This window comes from Streptomyces sp. JNUCC 64, assembly GCF_054484115.1.
Map to the genome: position 1 here is coordinate 6,209,247 of NZ_CM137015.1, position 25,537 is coordinate 6,234,783.

21 protein-coding genes and 1 pseudogene are annotated in these 25,537 nt (G+C 75.1%); 10 read left to right on the forward strand and 12 right to left on the reverse strand.

Annotated elements, in window-relative coordinates:
* Positions 1–22: 22 nt before the first annotated feature.
* Together ACVWNX_RS25530 and ACVWNX_RS25535 are read left to right on the forward strand one after the other, a co-directional pair.
* Positions 23–1,555: an HtaA domain-containing protein gene (locus ACVWNX_RS25530; protein ID WP_454410235.1), complete on the forward strand. Its 1,533-nt coding sequence runs from the start codon at positions 23–25 to the stop codon at positions 1,553–1,555.
* A 55-nt stretch (positions 1,556–1,610) separates the two neighbouring features.
* On the forward strand, positions 1,611–3,371 hold the full coding sequence (locus tag ACVWNX_RS25535) for an HtaA domain-containing protein (RefSeq protein WP_454410237.1): 1,761 nt from the start codon (positions 1,611–1,613) through the stop codon (positions 3,369–3,371).
* Between the two features lie 157 nt (positions 3,372–3,528).
* On the opposite strand, the gene ACVWNX_RS25540 is transcribed toward ACVWNX_RS25535, so the two are convergent.
* Complete coding sequence (locus ACVWNX_RS25540; protein ID WP_454410239.1) at positions 3,529–4,134, reverse strand: hypothetical protein; 606 nt, start codon at positions 4,132–4,134, stop codon at positions 3,529–3,531.
* Between the two features lie 263 nt (positions 4,135–4,397).
* Between ACVWNX_RS25540 and ACVWNX_RS25545 the strand changes: the two genes are divergently transcribed.
* The gene (locus tag ACVWNX_RS25545; RefSeq protein ID WP_454410240.1) at positions 4,398–5,066 is read left to right on the forward strand and encodes a PhzF family phenazine biosynthesis protein; all 669 of its coding nucleotides are present in this window, start codon (positions 4,398–4,400) and stop codon (positions 5,064–5,066) included.
* A 159-nt stretch (positions 5,067–5,225) separates the two neighbouring features.
* Here ACVWNX_RS25545 and ACVWNX_RS25550 read toward each other — a convergent pair whose 3' ends face one another.
* From ACVWNX_RS25550 to map, 4 genes are all read right to left on the reverse strand, one after another.
* A complete protein-coding gene (locus ACVWNX_RS25550) occupies positions 5,226–5,618 on the reverse strand; it encodes a RidA family protein (RefSeq protein WP_454410242.1) in 393 nt (130 codons plus the stop codon).
* Between the two features lie 179 nt (positions 5,619–5,797).
* A complete protein-coding gene (locus tag ACVWNX_RS25555; RefSeq protein WP_454410244.1) occupies positions 5,798–6,247 on the reverse strand; it encodes an SUKH-4 family immunity protein in 450 nt (149 codons plus the stop codon).
* 147 nt (positions 6,248–6,394) lie between these two features.
* On the reverse strand, positions 6,395–7,048 hold the full coding sequence (locus ACVWNX_RS25560) for a biliverdin-producing heme oxygenase (protein WP_454410246.1): 654 nt from the start codon (positions 7,046–7,048) through the stop codon (positions 6,395–6,397).
* A 230-nt stretch (positions 7,049–7,278) separates the two neighbouring features.
* Positions 7,279–8,136, reverse strand: a complete 858-nt coding sequence (gene map / locus ACVWNX_RS25565) for a type I methionyl aminopeptidase (RefSeq protein ID WP_454410248.1) — start codon at positions 8,134–8,136, stop codon at positions 7,279–7,281.
* 148 nt (positions 8,137–8,284) lie between these two features.
* Between map and ACVWNX_RS25570 the strand changes: the two genes are divergently transcribed.
* Complete coding sequence (locus ACVWNX_RS25570; protein WP_454410250.1) at positions 8,285–8,518, forward strand: hypothetical protein; 234 nt, start codon at positions 8,285–8,287, stop codon at positions 8,516–8,518.
* A 218-nt stretch (positions 8,519–8,736) separates the two neighbouring features.
* Here the strand turns inward: ACVWNX_RS25570 and ACVWNX_RS25575 are convergent, their stop codons facing one another.
* Together ACVWNX_RS25575 and ACVWNX_RS25580 are read right to left on the reverse strand one after the other, a co-directional pair.
* The gene (locus ACVWNX_RS25575) at positions 8,737–10,074 is read right to left on the reverse strand and encodes an MFS transporter (RefSeq protein ID WP_454410252.1); all 1,338 of its coding nucleotides are present in this window, start codon (positions 10,072–10,074) and stop codon (positions 8,737–8,739) included.
* Positions 10,075–10,570: 496 nt separating this feature from the next.
* Positions 10,571–11,179 (reverse strand): hypothetical protein, encoded by a 609-nt coding sequence (locus ACVWNX_RS25580; RefSeq protein ID WP_454410253.1) that lies wholly within the window; start codon positions 11,177–11,179, stop codon positions 10,571–10,573.
* A gap of 174 nt (positions 11,180–11,353) precedes the next feature.
* Between ACVWNX_RS25580 and npdG the strand changes: the two genes are divergently transcribed.
* On the forward strand, positions 11,354–12,106 hold the full coding sequence (npdG, locus tag ACVWNX_RS25585; RefSeq protein ID WP_454410255.1) for an NADPH-dependent F420 reductase: 753 nt from the start codon (positions 11,354–11,356) through the stop codon (positions 12,104–12,106).
* Between the two features lie 79 nt (positions 12,107–12,185).
* A pseudogene (locus ACVWNX_RS25590) lies at positions 12,186–12,441 on the forward strand (hypothetical protein).
* Between the two features lie 64 nt (positions 12,442–12,505).
* On the opposite strand, the gene ACVWNX_RS25595 reads toward ACVWNX_RS25590, so the two are convergent.
* The gene (locus ACVWNX_RS25595) at positions 12,506–13,306 is read right to left on the reverse strand and encodes a site-2 protease family protein (RefSeq protein WP_454410256.1); all 801 of its coding nucleotides are present in this window, start codon (positions 13,304–13,306) and stop codon (positions 12,506–12,508) included.
* Between the two features lie 258 nt (positions 13,307–13,564).
* On the opposite strand from ACVWNX_RS25595, the gene ACVWNX_RS25600 reads away from it, so the two are divergent.
* Positions 13,565–17,677 (forward strand): AfsR/SARP family transcriptional regulator, encoded by a 4,113-nt coding sequence (locus ACVWNX_RS25600; RefSeq protein ID WP_454410257.1) that lies wholly within the window; start codon positions 13,565–13,567, stop codon positions 17,675–17,677.
* 13 nt (positions 17,678–17,690) lie between these two features.
* Here the strand turns inward: ACVWNX_RS25600 and ACVWNX_RS25605 are convergent, their stop codons facing one another.
* The 4 genes from ACVWNX_RS25605 to panB all read right to left on the reverse strand — a co-directional run bounded on the left by ACVWNX_RS25605 (position 17,691) and on the right by panB (position 21,661).
* Positions 17,691–18,479, reverse strand: a complete 789-nt coding sequence (locus tag ACVWNX_RS25605; protein WP_454414938.1) for an ABC transporter permease — start codon at positions 18,477–18,479, stop codon at positions 17,691–17,693.
* 86 nt (positions 18,480–18,565) lie between these two features.
* Positions 18,566–19,591: an ATP-binding cassette domain-containing protein gene (locus ACVWNX_RS25610; protein WP_454410259.1), complete on the reverse strand. Its 1,026-nt coding sequence runs from the start codon at positions 19,589–19,591 to the stop codon at positions 18,566–18,568.
* A 259-nt stretch (positions 19,592–19,850) separates the two neighbouring features.
* Positions 19,851–20,414 carry a hypothetical protein gene (locus ACVWNX_RS25615; RefSeq protein WP_454410260.1) on the reverse strand — a complete coding sequence of 188 codons (564 nt, stop codon included), beginning with the start codon at positions 20,412–20,414 and terminating at the stop codon, positions 19,851–19,853.
* A gap of 362 nt (positions 20,415–20,776) precedes the next feature.
* Positions 20,777–21,661 carry a 3-methyl-2-oxobutanoate hydroxymethyltransferase gene (panB, locus tag ACVWNX_RS25620; RefSeq protein WP_454410262.1) on the reverse strand — a complete coding sequence of 295 codons (885 nt, stop codon included), beginning with the start codon at positions 21,659–21,661 and terminating at the stop codon, positions 20,777–20,779.
* Between the two features lie 302 nt (positions 21,662–21,963).
* Here panB and ACVWNX_RS25625 point away from each other — a divergent pair, with 302 nt between their 5' ends.
* The 3 genes from ACVWNX_RS25625 (at position 21,964) to ACVWNX_RS25635 (ending at position 25,508) form a co-directional block, all read left to right on the forward strand.
* Complete coding sequence (locus ACVWNX_RS25625; RefSeq protein WP_454410264.1) at positions 21,964–23,562, forward strand: MFS transporter; 1,599 nt, start codon at positions 21,964–21,966, stop codon at positions 23,560–23,562.
* A gap of 120 nt (positions 23,563–23,682) precedes the next feature.
* Positions 23,683–24,279 (forward strand): TetR/AcrR family transcriptional regulator, encoded by a 597-nt coding sequence (locus tag ACVWNX_RS25630; protein ID WP_454410266.1) that lies wholly within the window; start codon positions 23,683–23,685, stop codon positions 24,277–24,279.
* 197 nt (positions 24,280–24,476) lie between these two features.
* The gene (locus ACVWNX_RS25635; RefSeq protein ID WP_454410268.1) at positions 24,477–25,508 is read left to right on the forward strand and encodes an endonuclease/exonuclease/phosphatase family protein; all 1,032 of its coding nucleotides are present in this window, start codon (positions 24,477–24,479) and stop codon (positions 25,506–25,508) included.
* Positions 25,509–25,537: the final 29 nt, after the last annotated feature.

Consider the following 25,537-nt stretch of genomic DNA (forward strand, 5'->3'; position numbering starts at 1 on the left):
CCAGGCCCGAGGGGGGGGATCGATGCTGTCCGGACGGGTTGCCCGTACGGCCGCCGCCACGGCGTGCTCGGCGTTCCTGGGAGCGCTGCTGCTCCCGGCGACGACGGCGCACGCGGAAGAGCGCACGGTGAACGGAGGCCGCCTGGACTGGGGGCTCAAGTCCTCGTTCCAGCGGTACGTCACCGGCCCCATCGCCAAGGGGAACTTCACCCTGCGGGGCGGTGCGGCGACCGTGGGCGGGAGCCAGTTCCGCTTCCACTCGGCGAGCGGGACCTACGACCCGGACAGCGGCGCGTTCCGCGCCGGGTTCACCGGCGGGGTCCGCTTCACCGGCCACAAGAAGCCGAACGGCGAGCTCCAGCTCGACCTCACCGTCTCACGCCCCACCGTCCGGATCACCGGCGGGTCCGGCACCCTCTACGCCGACATGGTCAGCAAGGAGCTGAAGACCGGGAAGGTGACCAGCACCGCCCAGGTGCCGATGGCCTCCCTGAACCTGTCCGGGGTGGACATGCGCGGCGGCGGTTCCCCGATCGCCCTCACCAGCATCCCGGCCACGCTCACCGCCCAGGGCGCCAAGGCGTTCGCGGGCTACTACACCGCCGGTACCGAACTGGACCCGGTCAGCCTCTCCGTCGACGTCACCGCCCCCGCCCGGCGCGAGCCCGCCGGGAACGGCGGGACCACCGGAAAGGGCGGCAAGGGCGACGGCGCGGACGGGACGGAGAAGCCCGCCGGGACCGACGCGTCCCGCAAGCCCGGCAAGCCCGGGAAGCCGCAGGAGTCCGGCGAACCGAAGAAGAAGAAGAAGAAGTCCGCCCGGGCGGGCCGGATCGAGGACGCGGCCGTCGACTGGGGCGTGCGCCGCACCTTCCGCGAGTACGTCACCGGCTCCATCGCCAACGGCCGCTGGACCCTGTCCGACGGCGCCCAGGACGGCGGCGCGCTGTTCCGCTTCCCCGAGGGCACCGGCACCTACGAGAAGAAGCGCCTCGACGCCGCCTTCGCCGGCTCCGTCCGCTTCACCGGCGAACAGGGCCTCGATCTGACCCTCAGCGGGGTCACGGTCACCACCAAGGGTGCCGAGGGCACCCTCTCCGCCGACGTCAAGGGCACCGGGATCAGCGCCCCGGACGTCCCGCTGATCACCTTCGACACCTCCGGCCTCAAGACCACCGGCGGACTCGTCACGGTCACCGAGGCCCCGGCCGAGCTGACCCGGCAGGGCGCCAAGGCGTTCAACGGGATGTACAAGGCCGGAACGGCCATGGACCCCGTCTCGCTCGCCGTCGCCCTCGACGCCAAGGCCAAGGCCGCACTCCCCGCCCTGCCGGACCTCGGCAGCGACCTCCCCGCCACCCCCGCCCCCGGCGGGAGCCCGTCCGAGGCCCCCGGCCCGGAACGGGAGACGACCGAGAAGGCCGCTTCCAGCGCCGACTCCTCCGGCTTCCCGGTGGTCCCCGTCGCCGTGGGCGCGGGCGGCGCCCTGCTGCTGGCGGCCGTGGCCTTCGGCATCGTCCGTGCCCGCCGGGCCAAGGCCGCCCACGACGGCTGACCCCGGGGGCCGACCCCCCTCCCCCTCCCCCGAAGTACCAAGGAGACCCCCGACCATGGCAGCTCCCCGCCGCCGCCCGACCGCGCTCGTCGTGTGCGCCGCGACCTCGGTCGCCCTCGGCGCCACCGCCCTGGCCCTCCCGGCCGTGGCCGCCCCCTCGGCCCCGGCCGCCGTACCCCCGGCCGCCGCACCGCCGATCGCGCTCAAGGACGGCACCCTGGAATGGGGCGTCAAGAAGTCGTTCCGCTCCTATCTGCTCTCCCCGGTGGCCCAAGGAAAGATCACCATGAGCGGCGGGGCGCGCCAGGCGAGCGGCAACGGGCCGTTCACCTTCGTCGGGGGCACGGGCACCTACGACCGTCCCACCCACGCCGTGGACACCGTGTTCAAGGGCGGCGTCCGGTTCGAGGGGCACCACGGCGAACTGGACATCACCCTCTCCGACTTCCGGCTGAAGAGCACCCGGACCACCGGGAGCATCTCCGCCGACGTCCGGACGAAGAAGAACGGCACCGTCGTCACCGATCAGGACGTCCCGCTGGCGAAGCTGAAGCTCACCGGGATCAGCCCCGGGTCGGGCGCCGGGGGCGCGATGGTCTTCAAGGACGTCCCCGCCGAACTGACCGCCGACGGGGCCAAGGCGTTCCAGAACTTCTACGCCGCGGGTCAGGAACTCGACCCGGCGACCCTCACGGTCACCCCCGACGGGGGCACCCGCCCCACCGGCACCCCCTCGGGCACCCCGAGCGGCCCGCCCACCGGCACCCCGAGCGGGACTCCTTCGGGCACCCCGAGCGGAACCCCGTCCGGAACCCCCTCAGGCACTCCTTCGGGCACCCCGTCCGGAACCCCCTCAGGCACTCCCTCGGGCACCCCGTCCGGTACTCCCTCGGGCACGCCCAGCGGCGAACCGTCCGGAACCCCCTCGCGGACCCCGTCCGAGCCGCCCCCGTCCCGGACCCCCTCCGGCCCCGCCGAGCCGGGACCCGAGCGTCCCGGGGAGGTCGTGGACGGCACCCTGTCCTGGGGGATGAAGGCGTCCTTCCGCCGGTACATCAAGACCGGCGGCACGATCGAACTCTCCAAGGGCGCCACCGACAACGGCGACGGCTTCGACTTCCCGTACGCCAAGGCCGAACTGGACGCGGACGCCCGTGAGCTGAACGCGTCCTTCGACGGCGCGGTCCAGTTCCTCTACCCGAGCCACACCATCGACATCACCTTCACCGACGTGCGGATCGAGACGTCCGGCGCCAAGGGCACCCTGATCGTCGACGTCATCCACCCCCAGCGCACCAACCAGGACGTCGAGTTCGCGACCCTGGACCTCTCCGGCGCCTCCTACGAGGTCCGGGACGACGTGCTGTTCCTCGACCGGATCCCGACCGCGCTCACCGCCGACGGCGTCCGCCAGTTCGCCAACGACACCGTCGGGTCCATGTACGAGGTGGGCGAGGCCATCGATCCGGTGACGGTCGCGCTGGCCCTCACCGAGGACGCCGAGATCCCCCAGGGCACCGGCGGCACGTCCGGCTCTTCCGGCACCTCCGGCTCCGGCGCTTCGGGTTCCTCCGGCTCCTTCGGCTCCACCGGGGGCGGCTCGGTGGGCGGGTCGGCGGGCGGCGGCTCGGTCGGCGGCGGCACGGCGGGCGGTTCCGCGAGCGGCGGCGCGGTCGGCGGTTCTGCCGGAGGCTCCGGCTCGCTGGCCGCCACCGGCGCCAACGTGCCGACCGGATCGCTGCTCGCGGGCGCGGGCGCCATCGTCGCGGCCGGAGCGGCCACCGTCTTCGCGGTGCGCCGCCGGACCTCGGACTGACCCGGGCCCGGACGACCGCGCCGACACCCACGCGGGTGGCGGGCCCCGGCCCGCCACCCGCGCCACCGGCCCGCCGCCCCGCCCACGGCGACGGCCGGCCCGGCCCCCGACCACGACCCGGCCGGACCAGCCGGGCCCGTCAGGCCGGCCGGACCCGTCAGACCGACGCCCGCGACGCCTCGGGCCCCGCCCCGGCCCCGGACCCGGCCGTCTCCGGCTCCTCCTCCTCGGAGGCCCTCAGCATCTCCTCCAGATCCTCCAGGGTCTGGTCGCGGGGGGTGCCGTACGTCCGGTCGAGGGCCAGGATGCTGGTCCCGCAGTAGTGGGCGAGCTCGATCAGCAGATCGAGGAAGTCGACCTGGTCGCGGGCGAAGGTCTCGCCCAGGACGCGCATCCCGTCCTCTCCCCGGTCCCGGAGCATCCCGTTGACGACGTCGGCGACCGGCGCGGCGGGCCCGTCGCCGAGCTGCCGCGCCGTCCGCTCCAGCGACTCCAGCAGCTCCTCGGGGTTGCGCTGGCTACGGGCGGCGAGTTCCAGGGTCAGCCCCGTCGCGGCCATGGCGAGGCCCGAGGCGATCAGGGACAGCCGTCGCATCCCCTTCTCGGCGGCGTCCGCGCGGGCGGCGTCCGAGAGCAGCCGTCCGGTCGGCAGGTCCAGGGGGCTCCGCGTGTCCTCGCGGTGGCTCTCGGGATCCAGCGCGGCGCGCAGCAGGTCCATGACGAGGGCGTGGGGGACGACGGGGTCAGACGGGGAAGGGGTCATGGCCGCCATGCTGCCCCCGGCTCCGGCCGGGACGACCGGAAACCGGGAAATCCTCCCGGAACCGGCGAATCCCCCCGCCGGAAGGGCCCGTTGGGGTCCGCTCGCTGGTACGGTCCGCCCGTCGGCCGTCCGCGCCCGCCCCCGGACCGGTCGCGCGCCCGCGTGCCCCCGCGCCCGCCGGACCGGGGCCGGGCACTCCACACCGCCCGGTCCCGCGCGGAACGGGATTTCCCGCCGGGCCGCCGCGCGGGCACAATGCAGCGGTGAGCCAACTCGACGTACTACGAGTCTTCTGCGGCCCCGACGGCGTCAGGGGCGGCAACGAGCTGGGCGTCGTCCGGGACGGCGCCCTCCTCCCGCACGAGGCGTCCCGCCGGAAAACCGCCGGGAAGCTCGGGTTCAGCGAGACCGTGTTCGTGGACGACCCCGAGCGCGGCGCGATCGACATCTACACCCCCAGTCTGCGCCTCCCCTTCGGGGGCCACCCCTGCGTCGGCGCGGCCTGGCTGCTGGACGTACCGGAACTGGTCACCCCGGCGGGGGTGGTGGGCGCCCGGCAGGACGGGGAGTTCTCCTGGATCGAGGCGCTCCCCGAGTGGGCCCCGGAACGCACCCTGCGCGCGTACGGTTCGGCGGCCGAGGTGGACGCGCTGGAGGTGCCGCCCCCCGGCGAGTGGATCTACGCCTGGGCGTGGGAGGACGAGCGGGCCGGCCGGATCCGGGCGCGGGCCTTCCCGGGCCGCGACGACGGCATCCGCGAGGACGAGGCGACCGGCGCGGCGGCCCTGCTGCTGACGGCGGAGCTGGGCCGGGCGCTGAACATCCGCCAGGGCGTGGGCTCCCAGATCCTGACGGCCCCACAGCCCTACGGCTGGGTCGAGGTCGGCGGCCGCGTCCGACTGGTCCAGTCGGGCCTTCCGCTGCCCGACTAGGTTCCGCGCGGAACCCGTCCCGCACGGGCGAGGGACCCGGTGCCGACCCCGTCCGCGCGGGAGGGGTCAGCACCCGCGGTGCCACCACGCCGCCCCCGGGTCAGCAGTCGGTGACAGGCCCGGCCCGGCGGTGCGTGCCGCCCGGCGGTGGGCCGGACCTCAGTCCACCACCGCGTCGAACTCCATCTCGACCAGCCACTCCGGGTCGATGAAGCGGGAGACCCCGACGAAGGTGCAGGCGGGCCGGACGGACGCGAGCCGTTCCCCGTGCGCCCGCGCGGCCTCCTCCCAGCGGGAGACGTCCGTGAGCATGACGCGGGTCCGTACGAGGTCCTCCAGCGAGGCTCCCACCGCCTTCAGCGCGGCCTCGGCGATGTCCAGGCATCTGACGGTCTGGGCGTAGACGTCGCCCCGTCCCACGGTCGTCCCGTCGTCCCCGATGGGGGCGGTCCCGGCGACCGTGACGTACGCGCCCTTGCGGACGGCCCGGGAGAACCCGATGCGCGGTTCGAGCGGCGAGCCGGAACTGACCAACCGGCGGGCGGAGTCCATCGGGTCATGATCCCAGATCCAGGTCCCGCCCGGCAGAGGGGAACCGGACCTCCTGGGGGTCGCCCCGTCGTCGTCGCGGCCTTCGCCCTCCCCGCCCCTGGGGAGCGGGCCCGCGCGGCCCCGGCCGGAAGCCGCTTCCACCGGCCGCGCCCGGTGGGCCGGACGGGAGGGCGGTCCGCTCAGCCCGCCATGCCGTAGCCGAGTTCCTCGGCGACGACGCACCAGAAGGCGTTCTCGTCCGCGACGGCCTCCGCGTCGATCGCCGCGAAGCGTTCCAGCAGCGCCTCGGTGAGCGCGTCGGCGGCCCGCTCGGCCTCGTCCCCGTCCGGGTCGGAGTCCGGCGCCTCGTACGCCTCCGCCTCGGCCGCCGCCTCCCCGTAGGCACGGGTGAAGGCGACGAACGCCGCCGCGCCGGAGTTCAGCCGGAAGGGTTCGCCGTCGTCCGGCAGTCCCCACACCGAGCCGTCGGAGCGGCGTACGCCGAGCGCGCTGAGCCCCGGGTCCAGCGCGACCAGCGCGTACCGCGCGCCGTCGGCCTCGCGTTCCGCGAACGGGGGTTCCTGCCAGACACCGGGGTAGGGGTGCGGCGCGCGCCCGGCGAGGAGCGCGGCGAGTGCGGTGTCGTCCATGGGACCGGAACCTACGGCATCCCACCGACAGCACCGACAGCGCCGGCGGTACGGACAGCACCGGCGGTACGGACGGCACCGGCACCCCACCGCCCGTGTTCCGCCCGGGCGGTGGGGTGCCGGTGCCGTCGGCGGGACGCCGTCCGCTCAGGCGCTGAGCGGGAACTCCTCGCCCAGTGCCCGGAAGACGGCCGTGTTCAGGGCGAACGCCCGCTTGCACTCCACGACGATCCGCTGCTTCTCCAGGTCGTCGGCGTGGACGGCGTCCAGCAGTTCGCGGTAGTTCCGCTTGAAGGCGGCCGGGTTGGAGATCCCGTCGAAGACGTAGAAGCGGACGCCGTCGCCCTTGCGGGCGAAGCCCCAGACCTTCTCGGCCCGGTCGCGGATGATCTGCCCGCCGGAGAGGTCGCCGAGGTAGCGGGTGTAGTGGTGGGCGACGTAACCCGCGGGCCACTCGCGCACGCACGCGGTGATCCGGTCCGCGTACGCGGCGGTCGCGGGGAGCGGGACGAGGTCCTCCCGCCAGGACGGTCCCCGCAGATGCGCGAGGTCCCGCTCCAGAGCGGCGCGCCGCATCAGCTCCGGCTGGACGAACGGGCCCGCGACGGGGTCGTCCCGCAGCGCCTCGGCGCCCTCCTCCAGCGCCCGGTACACGAACCAGAGCTGTTCGGTGTAGCGCGCGTACGCGTCGACGCCGAGCCGTCCGCCGAGGAGATCGCCCATGAACGACGAGGTCTCGGCCTCGGTGTGGGCGTCCTGGGACGCGGTGCGGATCAGCGTGGAGAACGGCGTCGTGTCCATGGGACCTCCGGGGCCTGGCGAGCGGGGACGGACGAGCGGGTGCCCCGATCATCTATGGTTAGGCTAACCTAAGTCAACAGGTTTCCGACGGCCTGTCGGGAAAAGGTAACCCCGGACGGGGGTCCTCCGACAGCCCCCGTGACGGACCGTGCCCCGGCCCGCGCCCGGACGTGCCGAAAGGCCCGCCCCCGGAGGGACGGGCCTTTCGGCGGTGCGCGCGGGGCGCCGGGTCACGGCAGCGTGAGGATCTCCGCCCCGGTGTCCGTGACGACCAGGGTGTGCTCGAACTGCGCGGTCCGCTTGCGGTCCTTGGTGACGACCGTCCAGCCGTCGTCCCACATGTCGTAGTCGTGCGTGCCGAGCGTCAGCATCGGCTCGATGGTGAACGTCATCCCCGGCTGGATCACCGTGGTGGCGTGCGGGCTGTCGTAGTGCGGGACGATCAGCCCGGAGTGGAACGAGGTGTTGATGCCGTGCCCGGTGAAGTCCCGGACCACCCCGTACCCGAAGCGCTTGGCGTACGACTCGATGACCCGGCCGATCACATTGATCTGACGCCCCGGCCGGACCGCCTTGATCGCCCGCTCCAGGGACTCCCGGGTCCGCTCGACCAGCAGCCGGGACTCCTCGTCCACCTCGCCGACCAGGTACGTGGCGTTGTTGTCGCCGTGCACCCCGTGGATGTACGCGGTGACGTCCAGATTGACGATGTCCCCGTCGCGCAGCACCGTCGAGTCGGGGATGCCGTGGCAGATCACCTCGTTGACGGAGGTGCACAGCGACTTGGGGAACCCCCGGTAACCGAGGGTGGACGGATAGGCGCCGTGGTCGCACAGGTACGCGTGGGCGATCCGGTCCAGCTCGTCCGTGGTGACGCCGGGGGCGATGGCGCTCGCCGCCGCCTCCATCGCCCGGGCGGCGATGCCGCCCGCGACGCGCATGCGCTCGACGGTCTCCGCGTCCTGCACCTCGGGACCGGTGTAGGGCGCGGGCGCGGGCTTGCCCACGTACGGCGGACGGACGATGTGGCCCGGGACGGAACGGGGGGGCGACAGCTTCCCGGGAACGAGCTGAGACTGTGCGGACATGCGCAGAGTCTAGCCAGCCCGCGGAGACGGCATGGCCGTGCCGGACGCGGGGTAAACGGACCGCGCGGGCCCGTACCGGGACGGTCCGTCACCCCCGGCGCACCCGGTACGACAGGCGCGCGGGACGCGACGAGCGGAGGATGGGCACATGGCGTTGTTCAGGAAGAAGGCGGTGGGCAGACCGGGGGAGTGGTTCTACTGCCTGGAGCACCAGAAGGTGGAAGAGGGCCCCGAGTGTCCCGCGAAGGACCGGCTCGGCCCGTACGCCTCTCCCGAGGAGGCCCGGGCGGCGGTGGAGACCGCCCGCGAGCGCACCCGGGAGTGGGAGAACGACCCGCGCTGGCACGACGCGATCGCCCGTGGCGAGAACGACGACGGCTGACGGCCTACGGTCCGCCGCTGACCGCTGACCGCTGACCGCTGACCGCTGACCGCTGACCGCTGACCGCTGACCGCTGACCGCTGACCGCTGACCGCTGACCGCTGACCGCGCGGCGCGCCCGCCCGGTGCCCGGTGCCCGGTGCTCGCCCCCTCCGCGACGGGAGCGAGCGTCCGTACGGCCCGCGCCCCCGGGGCACCCCGGCCGGGCGGCCCCTCGCCTACGCGGCCCCCTCGTTCGCCGCCGTCCCCTCCCGGTCGGTGACCGGACCGGCCCCCGTCGCCGCCCTGCGGCGCAGCGCGTCGGGGTCGGTGTCCGCGTCGTAGGCGAACAGCTTCGGGAGGGCCGCCGCCAGCAGTCCCACCGCCGCCACGCAGGCCAGTCCGCCGGACCAGAACGCGGCCCGGGTGCCCGTCCAGCTGGCCATGGCGCCCGCCCGGACCTGGCCGAGCTGGGGGCCCACGCTGTACGACAGCACCTCGATGCCCGCGAGACGGCCCCGCAGGTGGTCGGGGATCGTCTGGTTCCAGATGGTGCTCCGGCCCAGCCCGCTGACCAGGTCGCCCGCCCCGGCGACCGCGAGGCACAGCAGCACCGGCCAGAGGGTCTCGAACCAGCCCGCCGCCGCGATCGCCGCGCCCCACACCGTGGCGCCCCCGATCACCAGCAGCCCGTGCCGCCGGGAGCGGGAGAGCCAGCCGCTGGTGAGGCTCACCGCCAGCGAGCCGACGGCGCCCGCCGCGTACATCAGCCCGAGCGCCCACTCCGCGTCCAGGTCGTCGGCGAGGAAGGGGAGGATCGCGTGCGGGAAGGCGAAGAACATCGCCGCCAGGTCGATCGCGTAGGTCCCCAGCAGCACGGGGCGCGACCAGGCGTAGCGCGCGCCCTCGGCGAGCCCCCGCAGCGACGGCTTCTCGGCGTCGTGGGCGGCCGGGGCGGGGGCCAGCCGACGGCACATCACCACCGACAGCGCGAAGGTGACCAGGGTGGTCCCGTACGCGGCGGCGCTGCCCGCGAAGGCCACCACGACGCCCGCCAGGGTCGGTCCGGCGATCTCCCCGGCCTGCCAGCGCAGCGAGTTGAGGGCGCTCGCGGCGGCGAGCTGTTCGTGCGGGACGATCCGGGCGAACAGCGAGTCGAGCGCGGGCCGCTGGAGTCCGGTGAGCGCGGCGACCCCCGCCGCCACCAGGTACAGCGGCCACAGCAGCGGCTGCGGCAGCAGCGCGTTCACCAGCAGCACCAGGGCCAGGAACCCCAGTCCGGCCTCCGTCGCGATGATCACCTTGCGCCGGTCCACCGCGTCGGCCAGGGCGCCCCCGTACAGCCCGAACACGATCAGCGGCACCAGCTCCACGGCGCCCATCACCCCGACCGCGAGCGGTGACCCGGTCAGGTCCTTGATCTGGAGGGGCAGCGCGATCAGGGCCATCGCCGCGCCGCAGTAGGTGATCAGGCCCTGGACCCACAGCAGCCGGAAGTCGGGGACGGAGCGCCAGGGCGTGAGGTCCGGCAGCAGCGAACGCGCCCGGCGCGGGGCGGCGGGTCCCTCCGGCGGCACGGGTTCCCCTGGCGGCACGGGTTCCTCCGGGGGCGTGGCTTTCCCCGGGGCCGCGGCTGCCTCCGGCGGCGCGGGCTCACCGGACGGCGCGGGTTCCCCCGGCGGGCGGGGTCCGCCGGACCCTGCGGCTTTCCCGGCCCCTGCGGCTTTCCCGGACCCGATGGGTTCCCCGGACTCGATTGGCGCCCCGGACCCGACGGGTTCCCCAGGGCCGATGGGTTCCCCAGGGTCGACGGAGTCCCCGGGGTCGACGGGTTCCCCGGGGTCGACGGGGTCCCCGGGCCGTCCGGCGGAGGTTCCCCGCGTGGCGGGTCCCCCCGGTCCGGCGGGGGAGGTGGTCCGGGGGTCGGCCGGGCCGGGGCCGGTGGAACGGGCCGGGGTGCCGGGGTCGGCGGAACGGCCGGTGGGATCGGGGGTCACGGATCCGCATCCTGGGGGGCGGCCCGGGCCTCCGGCAACCGGATTTCCGGGGCGGCCGGGCGGGGCCGCCCCGTCGTCACCAGCGGGACGGCGGTGGCGTGGTGAAGTGCTCCGCCAACCGCGCCAGCCGGTCCCGCAGCCGTTCCGGCGCCCCGGACCGGGGCGCCCCGGCCTCTCCCGCCGCCGCGCTCACCAGGTGCTGGACCGTGTCCAGCGAGGGCCCCGGGTCCTCGGGCGCGGTCAGCGACTCGTGTGCCAGCGCGCCGAGTTCCCGGTCCCCGGTGGAGAGCGCGAGGACGGTGGCCCCCGCCCGGCGGGCGCCGTGCACCCGTTCCAGCAGCCCCGCGTCCACCGCGCCGGGCGCCACCACCAGCAGGGTCGCCGCGCGCCGCGCCGCCGCGATCCGCTCCAGCCCCACCGTCAGGTGCGCGGCCCGGGAGCAGTCCGCCGGTATCCGGTGCCGCACCAGGGTGGGGGCCAGCTCCGGGGTGCCCGACCAGGCGGCCTCGTCCACCAGATGGGCGGCCAGGTGCCACGGTTCGTACTCCTCGGTGCCCACCAGGAGCAGTCCGCCGCCGCGCGGTACCACCCGGGAGCGCAGGGTTCCCGCGAAGTGCCGCGTCGCGTCCAGCAGTTCCGTTCCGGCGAGCACGTCCCGCAGCAGCGCGACTCGTACGGCGTCCATGGCCCGGCATCCTGCCCGACCCCCGTCCGGTTCGCCCCGGGGTTCCCCCGGAATACGTCGTGCGCACATCCGTTCGTCCGGACATTCCCCCGGGTCCGCCGTCCGGCGGGAGCGGCCCCGCCACGTGAGGTCCGCCACACTGAGCCGGAGGGGCCGTCCGCATAGGGTCGGGCCATGACTTCCTCCGACGGCGCGCCGAGCGCCGCCCCCGCCGAGCGCCCCGCCGACACCCCCGCCGCTGCCGCCAAGGCCCCCGCCCGGGACCCGTGGGAGCTGCCCGACGTCTCCGGGCTGGTCGTCGGCGTGCTCGGCGGGACCGGCGACCAGGGCCGTGGCCTCGCCTACCGGCTGGCGCTCGCGGGCCAGAAGGTGGTCCTCGGGTCCCGGGCCGCCGAGCGCGCCGAGGCCGCCGCCGCCGAACTGGGCCTCGGGGTCGAGGGCGCCGACAACGCGGAGTGCGCCCGCCGCGCCGACGTGGTGATCGTCGCGGTGCCCTGGGAGGGCCACGCCCGCACCCTGGAGTCGCTCCGCGACGAACTGCGCGGCAAGGTCGTCGTCGACTGCGTCAACCCGCTCGGCTTCGACAAGAAGGGCGCCTACGCCCTCAAGCCGGAGGAGGGCAGCGCCGCCGAGCAGGCCGCCGCGCTGCTGCCGGAGTCCCGGGTCACCGCCGCCTTCCACCATCTGTCGGCGGTGCTGCTCCAGGACGCCTCGGTGACGGAGATCGACACCGATGTGATGGTGCTCGGGGAGGCCCGCGCCGACACCGACCTCGTCCAGGCCCTCGCCGGACGGATCCCCGGGATGCGCGGGGTGTTCGCCGGACGGCTGCGCAACGCCCACCAGGTCGAGTCGCTCGTCGCCAACCTGATCTCCGTCAACCGCCGCTACAAGGCCCACGCCGGACTGCGGATCACGGACGTCTGAGCGGCGGTGCGGCGGGCCGCCCGGGGCCGTCGGTCCCGGGCGGCGCCGCGCCGGGGGGCGTGCGGGCGGCGGCGGACCCATGGGGGACACTGGACGGACGCAGTGTCCCCCGACAGGAGCCGACCCGCATGTCCCGCCTCGCCCTCTTCTCCCTCGTGCTCTGCCTGTGCGCCCTCGCCGCCGCCGTGGTGTCGTTCGTCTACGGGAACTGGCTGGGCGTCGTCTGGGTGCTGATGGCGGGCCTGTCGTCCAACATGGCCTGGTACTACGTCCGGCGCGACCGGCTGCGGGCCCGCGCCGCCGCCTCCGCCCCGGCCCCCGCCCAGGAGGGCTGACCCGCCCGGTCCGGGAGCGGCCGACCACCTCCCGTACGGGAGGGACCGGCGGGCCGGAACGCGCTCAGCGCGCCTCGCACAGCGGTTCCGTCTCCCGCCAGAACCGGAACAGGTCGTAGCCGCAGTACGTCTCCAGGTCCCCGACGCCGAGCGAGGCCAGCAGCGCGTCGACCACGTCGAAGAACGCCCGGTTCACCTCGGGGATCCACAGCACCGCGAAGACGAACAGCAGTCCGAACGGGGCGAACGGCTCCACCTGCCGCCGCACCCGATCCGACAGCCACGGCTCTACCACCCCGTACCCGTCGAGCCCCGGCACCGGCAGGAAGTTCAGGATCGCCGCGGTGACCTGCAGCAGCGCCAGGAACCCCAGCGCGTAGCGGAACGTCGCCGGGACGCCGTCCAGCGCGTCCAGCCAGAACGGCGCCGTGCACACCGCGGCGAACAGGACGTTCGTCAGCGGGCCCGCCGCCGAGATCAGACTGTGCCGCCACCGCCCCCGCACCCGGTGGCGCTCGATGAACACGGCGCCGCCCGGCAGACCGATCCCGCCCAGGATCACGAACAGCACCGGCAGCACCACGCTGAGCAGGGCGTGGGTGTACTTCAGCGGGTTCAGCGTCAGATAGCCCTTGGCGCCGACGGTGATGTCCCCGCCGTGCAGGGCGGTCCGGGCGTGCGCGTACTCGTGCAGACAGAGCGAGACCACCCACGCGCCGGTCACGAAGAGGAAGACGGCGAGCCCGGGGACCTCCGCGAAGTCCGTCCACACCGCCCACCCCGCGACGGCGGTCACGGCGACGATCCCCAGGAAGACGGGGCTGATCCGGCGGTCCCCGCGGGGCACGGTCGTGGTCGTCGTCATCTCGGGCTGCTCCTGGGGACGGGGAACGGGGGACGGGGACTCGGTGAGGCTCGGGTGAGGGGTGAGGGGTGAGGGGTGTCGGACGGGTCGAGGGACCGAGGGGGCTGGAGGGACGTGGGGCTACGGGGCTGCGGGGCTGCGGGGCCGTGGGGCCGGGGGCGTCCGCCGACGGTACCGGTACCGGTCCACGGGGCCAACGTCCCACGGCCGGTCGGGGTTCCGGACCGGGGAACGTCCGGGCCGGGGGAGAATGGGCCCGTGCGCTACCGCATCCTCGGACCGGCCCGGGCCCTGCGCGCCGACGGCACCCCGCTGCCCGTCGGCGGCGCCCGGCTGCGCGCCCTGCTCACCGCGCTCGCCCTGCGCCCCGGCCGCACCGTCGCGGTGTCCGTCCTGGTGGACGACGTCTGGGGCGACGATCCCCCGGCCGACGCCACCGCCGCGCTGCAAGCCCTGGTGGGACGGCTGCGGCGGGCGATCGGCGCCGACGCGGTGCTCTCCGTGGACGGCGGCTACCGGCTGCGCGCCGACGCCGACCAGGTCGACCTGCACCGTTTCGTCCGGCTGGCGGGCGACGGCTCCCGGGCCCTCGGCGACGGCGACCCCGCCCGGGCGGCCGACACCCTGGACGAGGCGCTCGCCCTGTGGCGCGAACCGGCCCTCGCGGACCTGCCGGGACGCACCGCCGACGCCGTCCGCCACACCGCCGTCCACCAGGCCGCCCGCCGGGACCGCCTCGCCGCCGCCGTCGCCCTCGGTGCCGCCCGCGACGCGCTGCCCGAACTGACCGCGCTCTGCGCCGACCATCCCCTGGACGAGCCCCTCCAGGCGCTGCGGGTGCGCGCCCTGCGGGACAGCGGACGCCCCGCCGAGGCCCTCGCCGCGTACGACGCCGTCCGGGTCGGCCTCGCCGAACGCCTCGGCACCGACCCCGGACCGGAACTCCGCGCCCTGCACGCCGAACTCCTGCGCGCCTCCGTCGCACCCGTCACTCCCGTGCCCCCGGCGGCCCCCGCAGCCCCGGCCACGTCCGCAGCCCCGGCCACGCCTGTGGCCCCGGTGGTCCCCGCAGCTCCGGCCATGCCTGTCACCCCTGCTGTCCCGGCCTCTCCCACAGCCCCTGCGGTTCCGGCCGTACCCGTCACCCCCACGGCCCCGGCAGCCCCTTCGGTTCCGGCGGCTTCCGTGACCTCAGCCGTCCCTTCAGCCCTGGCCACGCCCGCTGCCCCGGTGGCCCCGGTCGCTCCAGCAGCAGTCCCGGTGGCCCCCGCAGCCCCGGCGACGCCCGTCACCCCTGCGGTCCCTGCCTCTCCCGCAGCCCCGGACGCCTCTTCGGCCCTGGCCAGGCCCGCTGCCCCGGTGGCCCCCGCAGTCCCGGTCACGCCCGTGGCCCCGGTGGCCCCCACGGCCTCGGCCACGCCCCTCACCCCCGAGGTCCCGGCGCCCCCCGTAGTCCCGGCCGTCCCTTCAGCTCAGGCCACGCCCGTGGCCCCGGTGGCCCCCACGGCCTCGGCCACGCCCGTCACCCCCGAGGCCCCGGCCGTGCCCACGTCCGAGCCCACCGCGCCACCCGCGCCCCGGTCCCAGACCGCGACCCCGCTCCCGTCACCGCCCGCGACCGAGCCCCCCACCGCGCCCGGGGAACCACCGCACCCGCCGGTGCCGTCCGCCCCCGCGTCGCCCGCGTCGCCCGCGTCGCCCGCGTCGCCCGCGTCGCCCGCGTCGCCCGCGTCGCCCGCGTCGCCCGCGTCGCCCGCGTCGCCCGCGTCGCCCGCGTCGGTGCCGTCCGCCCCCGCACCGCCGTCCCACCCCGGTCCCGCCGGGGCGCCCCGCCCCGGCGCCCCCGGCACCCCCGCCCCCCGGGCCCCCCTCGGGAACCTCCCCGCCCGGCTCACCTCCTTCGTCGGGCGGGCGCCCGAGATGGCCGCGCTCCGGGACGACCTGGGGCGGGCCCGGCTCGTCACCCTGCTCGGTCCCGGGGGCTCCGGGAAGACCCGGCTGTCGCTGGAGGCGGCCGAGAGCGTCGCGGCCGACCACCCCGACGGGGTGTGGTGCGCGGAACTCGCCCCCGTCGAGGACCCCGAGGACGTCCCCGAGGCCGTGCTCACCGCGCTCGGCGGCCGGGAGACCGTGCTGCGCGGCGCGGGCGCCGAGGGGATGCGCGCGGTCACCGAACAGCACGCCCGCGACCCGCTCGCCCGGCTCGCCGAGTACTGCCGCCACCGCCGTCTGCTGCTGGTCCTCGACAACTGCGAACACGTCGTCACCGCCGCCGCCCGGCTGGTGGAGCGGCTGCTCGCGCACTGCCCCGGGGTGACCGTCCTCGCCACCAGCCGGGAACCCCTCGCCGTGCCGGGGGAGACCCTGCGGCCCGTGGACCCCCTCCCGGAACCGTTCGCGCTGCGGCTCTTCGCCGACCGGGGCGCCGCCGCCCGCCCCGGCTTCCCCACCGGGGACGACCCGGCCGCCGCCGCCGAGATCTGCCGCCGCCTCGACGGACTCCCGCTCGCCATCGAACTCGCCGCCGCCCGGCTGCGGATGCTCACCCCCCGGCAGATCGCGGACCGGCTCGACGACCGGTTCCGGCTGCTGACCGGCGGCGCCCGCACCGCGCTGCCCCGTCAGCAGACCCTGCGCGCGGTCGTCGACTGGTCGTGGGAACTGCTCGACGACGACGAACGGGCCGTACTGCGGACGCTCGCCGTCTTCGCGGGCGGCTGCGACCTGGCCGCCGCGGAGGCCGTGTGCGGGCCCGCCGCCCTCGACGCGCTGGGCTCCCTGGTGGACAAGTCCCTGGTGGTCGCCGCCCCCGGGCCGGACGGCCCGATGCGTTACCGGCTGCTGGAGACCGTCGCCGAGTACGCGTCCGTACGGCTGGACGAGGCGGACGGCCGCGCCGCCGCCGTCCGCGCCCACCTCGTCCACTACCGCGAACTCGCCCGGACCACCGACCCGGAACTGCGCGGCGCCGGACAGCTCGCCGCGATCCGCCGGTTCACCACCGAGTACGAGAACCTGCGCACCGCCCTGCGGCACGCGGTCGCCGCCCGGGACGAGCAGGAGGCCCTCTGCCTGGTGCTGTCCCTGGCGTGGTTCTGGCACATCCGGAACCTGCGCGCCGACGCCCGCACCTGGGCCGGGGAGACCGGGGCGCTCGGCCCCGACCCCTTCGCCCCGCCGGTGACCCCCGCCGAACCGCTGGTCGTCTCCCCGATCGCCGCCCCGCCGCCGTTCTCCCCGGAGGCGCTCGCGGAGGCCCGGCGCGGAGCCCACCTGGTCCACTTCGCCCACATGGACATGGAGTTCGACACCTGGCAGACGGCGGAGGCGCAGCTCCGGCTGCGCGGCATCGCCGCGGCCTACCGGCCCGGGCTCCCGCAGACCTGCCGCGTCCCCGGGCACCTCTGGTACTTCGCGGTGCTGCTCACCGAGGACCGCTCCACCCTGCGCACCGTCCTGGACGCGAGCGTCGACACCTGCCGCGCCCTCGGCCAGCCCTGGGAACTGGCCCACGCGCTCCAGACCCGGGCCCTGATCCTCGCCCACGACGAGGGGCGGCGGGAGGGCGCGGCCCGGGACGCCGCCGAGGCGCTGGGACTCTTCCGCGCCCTCGGTGACGTCTGGGGCGCGGCGGAGGCCCTGATGGCGCGTGCCGAGACCCATGAGCGGCGGGGCGAGCACCCACGGGCCGCCGCCGACTACCAGGAGGCCGTGGAGTACTCCCTCCGCCTCGGCGCCCACGGCCAGGTCACCCTGCTGCGGGCCCGGCTCGCCGGGGTGTGGATCGAGAGCGACCAGGAGGACCGGGGCGAGGAACTGCTGCGGACCCTGCTGGCCGAGACCTCCGAGCAGGGGTCGGCCGCGATGCCCACCGCGCGGCTCTTCCTCGCCGTCCATCTGGGCCGCACCGGGAGGGTCTCCGAGTCCCGGGAGCAACTGGACCTGCTGCGGGACTCGTTCGAGGTGGCCGGGTTCGTCGTCTTCGACGGGTTCATCACCGGCATCGAGGCGTGGCTGGACATCCTCGACCGGCGCTTCGACTCCGCCGCCGAGCGGTTGCGCGTGGCGATGGAACGTTCCCGCGCCCGGCTGAGCCAGACCATCGCCCCCCATCTGGCCGCCACGCACCTGCTGGCGGGTGCGCTGCTGCTGGCCGAGCGGGACGGTCCGGCGCGGGCCCGGGACGCGGTGCGGCTGGTCGGCGCCTACCGGGCGCTGACGCCGTCCGGCCACCACACCGGGCTGGTCGAGCGGGAGAGCGGCGCCCGGGTCGAGGCCCTGACCCGGGACGCCCTCGGCCCGGCCGGGTACGCGGCCGCGCTCGCCGAGGGCGCCCTGCTGAGCGCGGAGGAGGCCGCCGCGCTGGTGTGAGCGCGGCGGGCGGTCACGACCCGGTGCGGAACTTCCGCACCGCCACCGGGGCCATCACCACGGTGAGCCCCACCGACCAGCAGCCGATGACGATCAGGTCGTGGGTGAGGGGGCCGCCGTTCATCAGGGCGCGGGCCGAGTCGGCGAGCGACGACAGCGGGTTGTAGTCGGCGAACGTCCGCAGCCAGTCGGGCATGGTCTCGACGGGGACGAAGATGGACGAGCCGAACTGGAGCGGGAGCAAGACGAGCATTCCCATCTGCTGGACGGACTGGGCGTCGCGCAGGGACACGCCCAGGGTGAGGAAGACCCACATCAGGGCGGAGCCGAAGACGATGGACAGCCCGACCGAGGCCAGCAGCCCGGGCACGCTCTCCACGGAGAGTCCGAGCGCGAACCCGAGGCCCAGCAGGATCGTGCTGGCGACCAGCATCCGGCAGATCTCCACCACGATCTTGGCGATGAGCACCGAGGAACGGGCGATCGGCAGCGTCCGGAAGCGGTCCATGACCCCGCTGCGCATGTCCTGGCTGAAGCCGGTGCCGGTGCCCATGGCGATGTTCAGGCCCATCATCGCCAGCAGTCCGGGGACCACGTAGTCGACGTAGCGGTCCTGGTTCCCGGCGATGGCGCCGCCGAAGACGAAGACGAACAGCAGGACGAAGATGACCGGCGCCAGCACGGCGTCCAGCATCGACTCCGGGTCCTGACGGATCCACAGCAGGTTCCGCCGGACCAGGGCGCTGATGTGCCGCAGATGGGCGCGGGGCCCGATCCGGCGGTCGTCGGCGGCGGCCCTCACGGCCTTGGCGGCCCCGGTCGGCGGGGGCGCGGCGGCCGACGGGGTGCCGGTGGCGGTCGGGTCGTCGGTCGACGGAACGGTGGCGGTCACGCGGCGGCCTCCTCGGGGGACGGCTGGACGCCCGGGTCCGGGGTGGGACGGTGTCCGGTCAGGGAAAGGAACACCTCGTCCAGGGTGGGCAGTTCGGTGGAGAGGGCGGCGAGGACGACCCCTTGGGCGGCCAGCGCGTCCACCACGGCGGTGAGCTGTCCGTCGCTGAGGATCGGCACCATGACCTCCCCGGCGTCCGGGTCGGCGAGGGCGCGGCCGGGGCCGGTCAGTCCGGAGCGGTCGAGTTCCCGGGCGACGGTCCCCAGCAGCCCGGGGTCGGCGGGCCGCACCCGCAGCGTCCGGCCGCCGACCCGGGTCTTGAGCTCCTGGACCTCGCCGCTGGCGACGACCCGCCCGTGGTCGATGACCGTGAGTTCCCCGGCGAGTTGCTCGGCCTCCTCCATGTACTGGGTGGTGAGCAGGACGGTGACGCCGTCCCCGACCATCGCCCTGACCTCGTCCCACACCTCGTTGCGGGTGTGCGGGTCGAGACCGGTCGTCGGCTCGTCCAGGAAGAGCACCTCCGGACGGCCGGTCATGGACGCGGCGAGGTCGAGCCTGCGGCGCATCCCGCCGGAGTAGGTGCGGGCCGGGCGGAGCGCCGCCTCGGTGAGGGAGAAGCGTTCCAGCAGGGTGTCGGCGCGGGAGCGGGCGTCGCGGCGGGAGAGGTCGAGGAGTCGTCCGATGAGGATCAGGTTCTCCCGGCCGGACAGCTTCTCGTCCACCGCCGCGTACTGGCCGGTGAGTCCGATCCGGCGGCGCAGGGCGTAGGGCTGGCGGACGACGTCCCGGCCCGCGACGACGGCGGTGCCCGCGTCGGGGACGACGAGGGTGGACAGACAGCGGACGAGGGTGGTCTTCCCCGCGCCGTTGGGCCCGAGGACCCCTTGCACGGTGCCCTCCCGGACGTCGAGGTCGACGCCGTCCAGGGCCCGTACCGTCCCGTAGTGCTTGACCAGCCCCCGGACGGAGATCGCCGTTCCCGCCCCGGGGCCGTGGTCGGCCGTGTCGGTGTGTGTCATGACGGTGACGCTGCCAGCCCCCGCCGTCAGCGCGCCGACAGCGGACCGGGCCGGGGTCCCCCGACCGCCCGCCCGCCGACGGACCGCCGACGGATCACCGACAGGACGGGACCGGGGCGCCGACAGGGCGGGGCCGGGGCACGGAAGGGGGCCGCCCGGTCGTGCGAGGAGGGGCCGCCCCGGACGGCCGCCGCGTGGGCGGACGGTCCGGAACGGCCCCTCCTGACGAGCGTGGTGGGCGCGGTGGGCGCCGGGCGGATCAGGTGACGACGTGCACCGGGGTGTTCTCGGGGGCGAAGGTCCACAGGGCCGCGCCGTCGGCGATCCGCTGGCGCACCGCGCCGGTCTGGACCCCGAGGTCGACCTTGGGCCGGGAGCCGTCCACCGCGTTGGAGAAGGCGATGGTCACCCCCGAAGCCCGCGCGAAGTAGACGACGTTGGCGACCCGCACCCCGTCGGTGCCGGTGCCGGTGGCCAGCCGGGAGAAGACCTTGTAGGTGCCCTCGGCGGGGTGCACCGAACCGGGCCACACCTCGAAGGTGCGCACCGCCTTCTCGCGTCCGTCGACCAGCCACACCCGGCGCAGTTCCAGCGAGTAGACGACCCGGCGGCCCTGTCCCGACTCCTCGGGCACGGGGTGCTTCGCAGCGGGTTTCTTCTTCCTCGGTTCGGCCCCCTCGCTGGGCTTCGCCTCCGCGCCCGCCGCCGCGGGTTCGCCCTTGGGCAGGGGCTCGGCCCGCACGGCCAGCCCCACCACGACCACCAGGGCCGCGCAGAGCAGTCCGGTGACCCAGGCCCAGGAGGGCAGTCGACGCGAAGACACCAGGGGATCCTCCTCACCACACGGGGGGCCGGCCCCGGGGACGGGCGCCGCCCCGTCCACGGGGAGAACCGCCGTCCGGGCAGGCAGTAGGAGGATCGTACCGTCAGCCGGAGGGCCGTTCCGCAGCCGCCCGATCCGGGCCGCCCCCGGGGACGGCCCGGCGGAGGGAACGGCGACGGCCCGCCGACGGGGGAGGATCGACGGGCCGTCCCTGGTGCCGTGGTGGCTCCGGGCGACCGGTCCGGCACGCCCCGGACCGGTCGCGGTCCCGGCCGGGGAGCCCGGCCGGTGGTGCGGGTGGGACCTACCGGGTGGTGGCGTAGGTCCCGGTGGTGCGGGTGGGGCCGGTCGTTCCTCACGACCTAGTGGACGGAGTGCTCCTCCGCCGGGAAGGTCCCGGCGACGACCTCGTCGGCGTAGGCGCGGGCCGCGTCACCGATGACGGAACGCAGTCGCGCGTACTCCTTCACGAAGCGGGGCAGCCGTCCGCCGGTCAGCCCCAGCATGTCGGTGGAGACGAGGACCTGGGCGTCGGTCCCGGCGCCCGCGCCGATCCCCACGGTGGGGATGTGCAGGGTGCGCGTCACCTCGGCGGCGAGTTCGGCGGGGACCAGCTCCAGCACCACCGCGAAGGCGCCCGCGTCCTGGACGGCCTTGGCGTCCCGCAGCAGCTGCTGCGCGGCCTCCTCGCCCCGGCCCTGGACCCGGTAGCCCATGGTGTTCACGGACTGCGGGGTCAGCCCGACGTGCGCCATCACCGGGATGCCGGACTCCACGATCAGCTCGATCTGGCGGTGCGAGCGCTCCCCGCCCTCCAGCTTCACCGCGCCCACGCCCGCGTCCTTGACCAGCCGCATCGCGTTGCGCAGGGCCTGGGTGGGGCCCTCCTGGTACGAGCCGAAGGGCAGGTCGGCGACGACCAGGGCGCGCCGGGTGCCGCGCACCACGGCGGCGGAGAGCATGGTCATCTCGTCCATCGTCACCGGGACGGTCGTCTCGTACCCGAGGTGGACGTTGCCCATCGAGTCCCCGACCAGCAGCACGGGGATGCCGCTCTCGTCGAAGACGGAGGCGGTCAGCGCGTCGTAGGCGGTGAGCATGGGCCACTTCTCGCCGCGTTCCTTGGCGAGGGTGATGTCCCGGACGGTGATGCGGCGGGTTCCCTTGCCCCCGTACAGCGTCTTTCCGCCCCCGTCGGGGGGTGCGGTGTGCTGACCGGGTGCGGGGGCAGCCGAAAGCTGCGTCATCGCAACGGCTCCTTCATGTCATCTCGAAGCGCCCTGACGGCGTCTCCGGACCTTTTCCATGGTGGCACCTCGGATCGTCGGGCGGTAGTCGGGGGGCCGGCCGGCCGGGCGGGGCCGGACACACCTCCCTGGTTCCCCCGGGACGGCCGGACACTCCCGGCACCGGGAGTGCCGTGCGTCACCAGGGTCCGGACCCCGCCCGGCACGATCCGGTGAGGTCCGGCGGGGGCCGGAGCGTAAAGTTCTCCCCATGGATTTCGATACGAGTCTGTCTCGTATCGAAACATCCCTACGCTCGGCCCATGACCACACCCGCCCTCCCCGCGCCCCGGGTCCCGGAGGCCGTCCACCGCAGGCGCTGGGCGATCCTGGGCGTCCTGATGCTCAGCCTGCTCGTCGTCGTCATCGACAACTCGATCCTCAACGTGGCCGTCCGCACCATCTCCACCCCCGCGCCCACCGGCCTCGGCGCCACCCAGGTCGAGATCGAGTGGGCGATCAACTCCTACGCCCTGGTCTTCGCGGGACTCCTCTTCTCCGCCGGACTCCTCGGCGACCGGCTGGGCCGCCGCAAGGTCCTCGTCGCGGGGATGCTGGTGTTCGGCGCCGGGTCCGCGCTCGCCGCGTACTCCGCCTCGCCCGGCGAACTCATCGCCTACCGGGCGCTGATGGGCCTCGGCGCCGCCTTCGTGATGCCCGCCACCCTCGCCATCCTGGTCAACGTCTTCGAACGCGACGAACAGCCCAAGGCCATCGGCGTCTGGGCCGGGGGCGTCGGACTCGCCATCGCCATCGGACCGGTCACCGGCGGACTGCTGCTGGACCACTTCTGGTGGGGCTCCGTGTTCCTCGTCAACGTCCCCATCGTGGCCCTCGCCGTCGTCCTGCTGCTCACCCTGGTGCCCGACTCCCGCGACCCCGCGCCCGGCCGCACCGACCCCCTCGGCGTGCTGCTCAGCGTGGTCGGACTCACCCTCCTCGTCTACGGCATCATCGAGGGCGGACGGCTCGCCGACTTCACGGACCCCCTGGTCCTCGCCACCGGCGGCGCGGGCCTCGCCGTCCTCGCCCTCTTCGTCCGGCACGAACTGCGCGCCGAACACCCCGCCATCGACATGCGCCACTTCCGCGACCGGGTGTTCTCCGCCTCCGTCACCGCCGTCACCCTGGTCTTCTTCGCGCTGATGGGCGTCACCTTCTTCGCCGTGTTCTACACCCAGAGCGTGCGCGGGTACTCCCCGCTGGAGTCCGGGCTGCTGATGCTGCCGCTCGCCGTCGCCCAACTGGTGTGCGCGCCCCGGGCCCGGCTCGTCGTCGACCGCTTCGGCTACCGGGCCGTCACCACCGCCGGACTGCTGACGCTCGCCGGGACGCTGGCCGCGTTCGCGCTCTTCGACGCCGACACCCCCGTATGGGCGATGGAGATCGTGTTCTTCCTGATGGGCGCCGGGATGGCCCATGTGGTCACCCCCACCAGCGTGCTCGTCATGCAGGCGCTGCCCCGGGAGAAGGCGGGCTCCGCCTCCGCCCTCAGCGGCACCTTCCGCCAGGTCGGCGGCGCCCTCGGCATCGCCGTCCTCGGCTCGGTGCTCTCCGCCGCCTACCGCTCCCGCGTGGAGGACGACGGCCTCACCGCCTTGCCCGAGGAGGCCCGGCACAGCGCCGCCGAATCCGTCGAGGCCACCCTGGCCGCCGCCCGGGAACTCGGCCCCGACGGAGCGCACCTGGTCACCGTCGCGCACGACGCCTTCCTCCACGCGATGCACACCACCGCCGTCTGGGGCGGCGCCGTCGCGGCCCTCGGCGCCCTGGTCACCGCCCTGTTCCTGCCCGCCCGCGCGCCCCGGCCCGCCCCCGGCGCCCCCAGCCCCGTCCGCCCGGAGACCGAACGCGCCTCCTGACCGCCCCGCCCGCCCCGGGTCGCCGTGACGGGAGGACCACCGTCGCGGCGGCGCGGTGGGAGGACACCGCCCCGGCGGGGAAGATGGGGAGCCACAGTCCACGGAAGGGCCGGAGGAACGTTGGACGCGGCAAAACCGGTACGCGGCCGCCCCCGCAGCGAGGCGGCCGAACGGGCGATCCTGGAGGTCGCCGTCCGGCTCCTGGAGGAGGGCGTCCCCCTCGCCGACATCAGCATCGAACGCATCGCCCGCACCGCCGGGGTCGGCAAGGCGACGATCTACCGCCGCTGGCCCGGCAAGGAGGAACTCTTCGCGGACGCCATCCGCCGCGCCGAACCCGCCGACCCCCCGCTCACCGGGGCGTCCCTGCGGGAGGACCTGATCGCCCTGCTGGAGGCCCAGCGGCTGCGGGGCGTCGCCAAACGCTCCTCCGCCCTGCTGCACACCGCCCACGCCCAGCTGAAGACCCATCCCCGGCTCTGGGACGCCTACCACGCCACCGTCGTCGAACCCCGCGTCCGGCTCACCCGCGCCGTCCTCCAGCGCGGCCAGGAACGCGGGGAGATCCGGGCCGATCTGGACGTGGACTTCCTCAACGACCTGTTCGTCGGACCCATGCTGGTGCGCACCGTCCTGCGCCCGGAGGCGGAACTGCCGGACGACTTCGCGACACGGATCGTGGACGCCCTACTGGCGGGCCTGAGCCCCGCGCAGTAGGGTCGCCGCGCCCGGGTCACCGCGCGACGCGTCCCGTCCCGCCGAGCCGCGACGCCTCCGCGCCGCACACCGGTGGGCCGCTCCACCACCTCCGCGTCCCCCACGGCCGCCGGGGCGACGGAGGGAACACCACCGTCCATCGCCTAGGGTCGGGGCAGGCGGCAGCGAAACGCACGGCAGGCAGTGAGGCGACGGCAATGGCGCAGCAGGCGTACGCGACGGACACGGACAGCGGTGAGAGCGGCACGCGCACCGGACGTCCCGGATCCCGGCTGCGGCGTGCGTTCGGCGGCTGGCGCGGCGATCCCCGGATCTGGCGGCGCGGCGTGGTCCTCGCGGTGTGCGCGGTGCTGCTGGCGCTGGTGATGATCCTGCACGCGCAGATCCCCAACTCCGTCGGCAACCTCGGCAGCCTCAACGAGACGTTCCTGCCGTGGCTCGGCGTCCTGGTGCCGGTCCTGCTGCTGCTGGCCCTGGTGCGCCGCTCCGCCACCGCGCTGATCGCGGTCCTGGTGCCCGCCGTCACCTGGTTGAACCTCTTCGGCGGCCTGGTCACCGACAAGACCGGGACCGGCGGCGACCTGACCCTCGTCACCCACAACGTCAACGCCCAGAACCCCGACCCCGCGGGCACCGCCCGGGGCGTCGCCGGGTCCGGGGCGGAGGTCATCGCCCTGGAGGAACTGACCCCGCAGGCCCTGCCGGTGTACTCCCGCGTCCTGGAGGCCACCCACCCGTACCACGAGGTCGAGGGCACGGTCGGGGTGTGGAGCAAGTACCCGCTCAGCGACACCCGGCCGGTGGACATCAAACTGGGCTGGACCCGGGCGATGCGGACCACGGTCGCCGCGCCCGAGGGCCCGGTCGCCGTGTACACCGCCCATCTGCCGTCGGTGCGGCTGAAGCTGAAGGCCGGTTTCACCGCCAGCCTCCGTGACCAGAGCGCCGACGCGCTCGGCCGGGCGATACTGCGGGAGCCCCTGGAGCGGATCATCCTCCTCGGTGACCTCAACGGCACCATGAACGACCGCGCCCTCAACGCCGTGACCTCCCAGATGCGTTCCACCCAGGGCGCGGCGGGCACCGGCTTCGGCTTCAGCTGGCCCGCGTCGTTCCCGATGGCCCGCATCGACCAGATCCTCGTCAAGAACGTGGAACCGGTGACCTCCTGGACCCTGCCCCGCACCACCAGCGACCACCTCCCGGTCGCGGCCCGGGTCCGGCTCTGAGCACCGCCACCCGTACGGCGCCCGCCGTC

Coding starts and splice junctions, on each gene's coding strand:
- ACVWNX_RS25530 (WP_454410235.1), top strand. CDS start 23: ATGCTGTCCGGACGGGTTGCCCGTACGGCCGCCGCCACGGCGTGCTCG.
- ACVWNX_RS25535 (WP_454410237.1), top strand. CDS start 1,611: ATGGCAGCTCCCCGCCGCCGCCCGACCGCGCTCGTCGTGTGCGCCGCG.
- ACVWNX_RS25540 (WP_454410239.1), bottom strand. CDS start 4,134: ATGACCCCTTCCCCGTCTGACCCCGTCGTCCCCCACGCCCTCGTCATG.
- ACVWNX_RS25550 (WP_454410242.1), bottom strand. CDS start 5,618: ATGGACTCCGCCCGCCGGTTGGTCAGTTCCGGCTCGCCGCTCGAACCG.
- ACVWNX_RS25555 (WP_454410244.1), bottom strand. CDS start 6,247: ATGGACGACACCGCACTCGCCGCGCTCCTCGCCGGGCGCGCGCCGCAC.
- ACVWNX_RS25560 (WP_454410246.1), bottom strand. CDS start 7,048: ATGGACACGACGCCGTTCTCCACGCTGATCCGCACCGCGTCCCAGGAC.
- map (WP_454410248.1), bottom strand. CDS start 8,136: ATGTCCGCACAGTCTCAGCTCGTTCCCGGGAAGCTGTCGCCCCCCCGT.
- ACVWNX_RS25570 (WP_454410250.1), top strand. CDS start 8,285: ATGGCGTTGTTCAGGAAGAAGGCGGTGGGCAGACCGGGGGAGTGGTTC.
- ACVWNX_RS25580 (WP_454410253.1), bottom strand. CDS start 11,179: ATGGACGCCGTACGAGTCGCGCTGCTGCGGGACGTGCTCGCCGGAACG.
- npdG (WP_454410255.1), top strand. CDS start 11,354: ATGACTTCCTCCGACGGCGCGCCGAGCGCCGCCCCCGCCGAGCGCCCC.
- ACVWNX_RS25595 (WP_454410256.1), bottom strand. CDS start 13,306: ATGACGACGACCACGACCGTGCCCCGCGGGGACCGCCGGATCAGCCCC.
- ACVWNX_RS25610 (WP_454410259.1), bottom strand. CDS start 19,591: ATGACACACACCGACACGGCCGACCACGGCCCCGGGGCGGGAACGGCG.
- panB (WP_454410262.1), bottom strand. CDS start 21,661: ATGACGCAGCTTTCGGCTGCCCCCGCACCCGGTCAGCACACCGCACCC.
- ACVWNX_RS25625 (WP_454410264.1), top strand. CDS start 21,964: ATGACCACACCCGCCCTCCCCGCGCCCCGGGTCCCGGAGGCCGTCCAC.
- ACVWNX_RS25635 (WP_454410268.1), top strand. CDS start 24,477: ATGGCGCAGCAGGCGTACGCGACGGACACGGACAGCGGTGAGAGCGGC.